Consider the following 4,625-nt stretch of genomic DNA (forward strand, 5'->3'; position numbering starts at 1 on the left):
CTGGGGCCCCAGCGCCCGACCCACCGACGGCCGCGCCTGTAAAGGTCCACGGCGGGCTTCGTGCTTACCACGCGGATGCAGGGGAAAACCCATAAAAAATGGCACCGCAAGCGGTGCCATTGAAGGAACGCATCGAGGAGAGAGTTCAATGCATGCCGCGGAACGCGAGGGTCAGGGCCAGGATCGACAGAATCACCGCKATGGTGCCGTCCAGAATCCGCCAGGTCTTGGGCTTGGTGAACAGCGGGGCCAGCATGCGTGCGCCCAGCCCTTGGGCGGTCAGCCACAGGCAGCTGGCGGTGAACACGCCGGCGGCGAACGCCATGCGCGCGTTGCCGAAGTTCTCGGCAATGCCACCAATGACCATCATGTCCAACCAGAAATGCGGGTTGATCAGCGAGAAGCCGACTGCTGAAATCAGCACGGCACGGCGCGAGGTGCTGTCGCCATCGTCCACGTGCATGCCGCCGCCACCGGCCAGCGCACGCCGCGCCGACTGCCAGGCGTACCAGGCCAGGAAGGCGACGCCGCCCCACAGCACCACCGTGGTCAGCCACGGCAGCGCTTGTGTCAGGGTGCGCAGGCCGGCCACGCTGGCGAAGATGAAGATGCCGTCGATCGCCGCGCAGGTGGCTACCACCGGCACGATGTGCTTGCGCAGGATGCCCTGGCGCAGGATGAAGGCGCTCTGCGCACCGACCACGGCGAACAGGCCGATGCCGGTAGCGGCGCCGCTGAGCCACGCGGCCAGACCGGGGCCGCCGGAGAGAATGGTGGAGAACATGGGATACCGCCTTGTCTTGCAGGTGGGAGCGGTGCCTCGCCAAGGCGTACAGCACCGGATGGCGCACATTGTCGCGCCGCAACATGAAAAAGTAGAGCTAAACTTACTTAACCATCTTTAGCGAGACTTAATCTGATGCGCATCGACCATGCCCAGCTGCGCGCGTTGGCCGCGGTGGTCCGCGAGGGCAGCTTCGAGCGGGCCGCGCAGTCGCTCAATGTGACCGCTTCGGCGGTGTCCCAGCGGATCAAGGCGCTGGAGGATCGGGTCGGGCGACTGCTGGTAAAGCGCTCCTCGCCCGCGGTGGCCACCCCGGAGGGCCAGGTGCTGGTGCAGCTGGCCGAGCAGACGGCGCTGCTGGAGCACGATGCGCTGCATCGGATGGGTATCGCCGATGAAGACCTGCCGCACGCGAGCATTCCGGTGGCGGTCAACCACGACAGCCTGGAGACCTGGTTCCCGGAGGCGGCGCTGAACTTCGCGCGGCAGACCGGCACCACGCTGGACCTGCGTTCGGAAGACCAGGACCACACGGTGGCGTTGCTGCGCCAGGGGGCGGTGCTCGGCGCGGTGACCACGCTGGACGAGCCGGTGCAGGGCTGCCAGATCCATGCGCTGGGCAGCATCCGCTACGCCGCCACGTGCACCCCGGCCTTCCATGAGAAGCATTTCGCCAAGGGGGTCAATGCGCAGTCGCTGGCGCAGGCGCCGGTGCTGGTGTTCAACCGCAAGGACGACATGCAGGCGCGTTTCGCCCGACGCCTGGCCGGTGACGATCTGCCACTGACGGCGCCGACGTGGTGGATTCCGTCGACGCGGGCGTTCGTCCAGGCCAACCTGGGCGGGCTGGGCTGGACGATGAATCCGCTGCCGCTGGTCAAGCGCCATCTGGAGGCCGGCCGACTGGTGCTGATGAAGCAGCGCGCGTGGGAAGACGTGCCGCTGTACTGGCAGCACTGGAAGGGCGACGTGCAGACCATGGCGCTGCTGACCCGGGCGGTGCTGGATGCGTCGACCACGCTGGTGCGGAAGAAGCGCTGACGGGATCGGCCGGCACGGTTCAGAAGCAAGAAGCACATCCTGCGGGGCGCCACGCCCTACACGGCCCGATGATCCCGGCCGGCGCAGCATCGGCGCATCCCCGCGATGGCCATGGCGATGGACACCGATCCGGTCTACCTGCATATCCGCGTGGTGCTCAGCATCATCCTGGGGCTGAGCATCACTACCCTGCTGCGCGGGTTGGCCTCGATCATCGAGCACCCCGGGCGGCGTGGTTGGTCATGGATCCACCTGTGCTGGGTGCTGTGGGCGCTGATCTCGGTGGTGACGTTCTGGTGGTGGGAGTTCCGCCTCGGCGAAGTGCGCCAATGGACGTTCGGGCTGTACCTGTTTGTCATCGCCTACTGCGCGGCCTGGTTCATGCTGTGCGTGCTGCTGTTTCCCGATGACGTGCGCGAGTACGGCAGTTATGAGGCCTATCTGCTGCAACGTCGCGGCTGGTTCTTCGGCATGCTGGCGCTGCTGACCCTGCTCGACCTGGGCGATACGGCCATCAAGGGCCACAGCCGGTGGCAGATGCTCGGGCCGGCCTATCCCCTGCATACGGTGCTGATGCTGGCGGTCGCCGGCCTGGGTGCGGTCTGCCGCCAGCGACGCGTGCAGCTGGCGCTGGCCGTGGCAGCGCTGCTGTACCAGGCGATCTACTTCCTGGCCGAGTACTTCACCCTTTCGCCGGATTGAGCGCATTGCACCGGCCGGATGCTGCGTTGCACCAGAAATCGGGCGAAAGGCGATAAAATCGCCATCCTGGAGTGCCAACCCTTTGTTTCTTCACGCCTCGTAGCCGGGGCGTGGGCATCCTGTTCACATCTCCCCCACCTGAGATCCCCATGAAGAAATTCGCCAAGGTCGTCCTCGGCCTGCTCGTGCTGTTGCTGCTGACAGCCGCGCTTTTCCTGTATTGGCCCCTGCACCAGCGCTCGGTCCCGGCCGCGGCCAACGGCAAGCCGGTCGATGTCGTGCTGGTCGGCGGCGGCATCATGAGCATCACCCTGGCCACGTTCCTGCAGGAACTGCAGCCGGACTGGAACATCCAGCTCTACGAACGCCTCGACGGCGTGGCGCTGGAGAGTTCGGACGGCTGGAACAACGCCGGCACCGGCCACTCGGCGTTCGCCGAACTCAACTACACCCCCGAACTGCCCGATGGCAGCATCGAGACCAAGCGGGCGGTCGGTATCGCCGAACAGTTCGAGATCTCCCGCCAGTTCTGGTCGCACCAGATCAAGCAGGGGCGCCTGGGCGAACCATCGGATTTCATCAATCCCACCCCGCACATGAGCTTTGTGTGGGGCGATGACAACATCGCCTACCTGCACAAGCGCCAGCAGGCGCTGGTCAAGAACCCGCTGTTCTACGGCATGCAGTATTCCGAGGATGCCACGCAGATCAAGCAGTGGGCGCCACTGCTGATGGAAGGCCGCGACCCGAAGCAGAAGGTCGCCGCGACCTGGATGCCGCTGGGCACCGACGTCAACTTCGGCGTGATCACCCGGCAGCTGACCGCCGGCCTGCAGCGCAGCCCGAACTTCCAGCTGCACCTGGAGCATGAAGTGGGCGCGCTGCGCCAGAACGAGGACAAGAGCTGGAACGTGACGGTCAAGGACCTGAAGTCCGGCAAGGAGTCCACGATCAAGTCGCGCTTCGTGTTCATCGGGGCCGGCGGTGCCGCGCTGAAGCTGCTGCAGTTGTCGGGCATCCCCGAGGCGAAGGACTATGCCGGCTTCCCGGTGGGCGGCCAGTTCCTGGCCTTCCAGGACCCGGCAATCGCCGGACGCCATTCGGTCAAGGCTTACGGCATGGCCGAGACCGGCTCGCCGCCGATGTCGGTGCCGCACCTGGACGCGCGCAAGCTGGACGGCAAGCCGGTGGTGCTGTTCGGGCCCTTCGCGCTGTACAGCACCAAGTTCCTCAAGCACGGCTCGTGGTTCGACCTGTATTCCTCGGTCAACCACAACAACGTGGCCGGCATGCTCGATGTGGGCATGGAGAACCTGGACCTGGTGAAGTACCTGATGGGCCAGGCGCGCCTGAACGACGCGGATCGCCAGGCCGAACTGGTCAAGTATTTCCCCAACGCCAAGCGTGAGGACTGGAAACTGGTCACCGCCGGCCAGCGCGTGCAGATCATCAAGCGCGACCCGGAGAAGGGTCCGGTGCTGCAGTWCGGTACCGAGATCGTGACCGACAAGGATCACACCCTGGCCGCGCTGCTGGGCGCCTCGCCGGGCGCCTCGACGTCGCCGCCGATCATGCTGGACCTGCTCAAGAAGGCGTTCCCGCAGCAGATGGCCGCCGGCTGGGAAGCGCAGCTGAAGCAGATCGTGCCGTCCTACGGGCGCAAGCTCAACGACAGCCCGGCACTGACCAACGAGATCCGCCGCCAGACCAGCGAAACGCTGAAGCTGCCCTACCTGGAGGTGCCGGTGGAAAACGCCACCACCCCGGCGGTGATGCTGACCCCGCCGCCGGCCGCCGCACCGGCGCAGAAGAAGCGCAACGCCAACGAAGAACTGCAGGCGCTGTAAGCCTGCCTGCTGCGGCGTTGGCCGCGCGGTGAAAACCTGGATCCGGCCCCGGTGTGGGCCGGATTTTTTTTGCGTGTTATTCCATCGGCGTGGGAAACATCGGGCGCTCTCTGGACCTTTATGAAGCGGCAGTCGGTGGGCCGGGCGCTGGGCTCCCATGCCCTTTCCGGCGAATGTCCTCCGGCGTCGGCCTGCGGCCGCCCCCTCCCCCTTTATTTCGCCTCCAAGGGCATGGGAGCCCAGCGCCCGAC

General features: G+C 66.1%; 4 protein-coding genes. 3 read left to right on the forward strand and 1 reads right to left on the reverse strand.

The genetic code is table 11. The annotated features are described in order from the left end of the window. Nucleotides 1-145: 145 nt before the first annotated feature. Nucleotides 146-784 (reverse strand): LysE/ArgO family amino acid transporter, encoded by a 639-nt coding sequence (locus ACXJKH_RS15370; RefSeq protein ID WP_256776364.1) that lies wholly within the window; start codon nt 782-784, stop codon nt 146-148. Between the two features lie 135 nt (nt 785-919). Here ACXJKH_RS15370 and ACXJKH_RS15375 point away from each other — a divergent pair, with 135 nt between their 5' ends. The 3 genes from ACXJKH_RS15375 to mqo all read left to right on the forward strand — a co-directional run bounded on the left by ACXJKH_RS15375 (nt 920) and on the right by mqo (nt 4,374). Beyond that, the gene (locus ACXJKH_RS15375; RefSeq protein WP_256776365.1) at nt 920-1,825 is read left to right on the forward strand and encodes a LysR family transcriptional regulator ArgP; all 906 of its coding nucleotides are present in this window, start codon (nt 920-922) and stop codon (nt 1,823-1,825) included. Between the two features lie 117 nt (nt 1,826-1,942). Further along, nucleotides 1,943-2,527, forward strand: coding sequence for a hypothetical protein (locus tag ACXJKH_RS15380; protein ID WP_457320562.1), 585 nt, complete (start codon nt 1,943-1,945; stop codon nt 2,525-2,527). Nucleotides 2,528-2,676: 149 nt separating this feature from the next. Beyond that, nucleotides 2,677-4,374: a malate dehydrogenase (quinone) gene (mqo, locus tag ACXJKH_RS15385; RefSeq protein ID WP_457320564.1), complete on the forward strand. Its 1,698-nt coding sequence runs from the start codon at nt 2,677-2,679 to the stop codon at nt 4,372-4,374. Nucleotides 4,375-4,625: the final 251 nt, after the last annotated feature.

The organism is Stenotrophomonas sp. P5_B8, from assembly GCF_054049855.1.